The sequence below is a fragment of the Mesorhizobium sp. M4A.F.Ca.ET.020.02.1.1 genome (assembly GCF_004022645.1).
GTDB lineage: Bacteria > Pseudomonadota > Alphaproteobacteria > Rhizobiales > Rhizobiaceae > Mesorhizobium.
This window is the reverse complement of the sequence record NZ_RZOI01001191.1, coordinates 1-1,008: the sequence shown is the minus strand read 5'-3', so window position 1 is coordinate 1,008 and position 1,008 is coordinate 1. Positions and strand designations below refer to the sequence as shown.

1 protein-coding gene and 1 pseudogene are annotated in these 1,008 nt (G+C 67.0%); both read left to right on the top strand.

Annotation, left to right across the window (positions count from 1 at the left end; genetic code table 11):
* Positions 1-310 (top strand): annotated as a pseudogene (locus EN742_RS35960) (hypothetical protein); the annotation flags it as partial.
* On the top strand, positions 303-1,008 hold a 706-nt coding region (locus EN742_RS35955; protein WP_281035057.1), incomplete at its 3' end, for a formyltransferase family protein. The pseudogene EN742_RS35960 and the gene EN742_RS35955, both read left to right, overlap by 8 nt.

The following is a 1,008-nucleotide window of genomic DNA, read 5'->3' as shown; positions in this document are numbered from 1 at the left end:
GCTGCAAGGCGTGCGGGCGTTGCAGTCGGCGGCGGCCGAAGCGCGGCTGCTGGATGCCGCGCGCATGACCGGCATCGAGCTCGAACTGGCGACCGTGCTCGACGTGACCGGCAGGCTTTTCGACGAGGCGCGCGCCCTCGACCTTGCCAACCGGGTCAAGCCCGACCTCGGCATCCGGCTCGCCAGGCGACTGATTACCCGCGAGACGCTGCTCGGCGTCAATTCAAGGGACAAGATGCGCTCGCGGCTGCGCCGCGACGCGTTCCGCTGGATCCAGCGGCTAGCGAGGCCGAGGCCGTATCGTGGCTGATCACACAGCAGCCCCGGACAGACCCATCTCGGCCGTCTTCATCATCGAAATAACGCCGATCACGGCCCCGATGCTCGCCGGCTGGCTGGAGAAAGGCCATCACATCGCCGCGCTTGTCGTGCCTGGTCCGCGGCCCGGCAAACAGTCGAGCTTCAGCACCTGGCGGCGGCGGCGCAAACGCAAGCTCGTGCTGAAGCGGCATCTTATCCCCACCGAGGTGCCGCTGATCGAATTCAGCCGCCCGTACGACTGGGCCGCGCTTGGCCAGCGCCTTGCCGGCTTCCACGCCGATGTCCTCATCACGTTCGGGTTTCTCACGCTTATTCCCGAGACCTTGCTGAAGCTGTTCGCGAAAGGCGGACTGAACCTGCATCCGGCGCTGCTGCCCAACTACAAGGGCCCGCATCCGATCGCGCGGCTCGTCGTCGACGAGCAGTATGAGGCGCATGGCGGGGTGAGCCTGCACAAGATGACGTCGGGCTTCGACGAGGGCGACATCCTGGCGCAGATCGCATTCTCTCCTGGCGATTGGCACTCGACGGCGACGCTGTCGCGGGCACTGGCCAGCGGGATGAAATTGCTGGTGGCGGAGGCCGCGCCCGATCACTGCGCCGGCAGGCTCGAAGGCGTGCGGCAGCCGGAAGGGAACTTCACCTGGGCGCAACTCGGCCGCAAGCCGGTGGTGGTCGGCAGTCAAT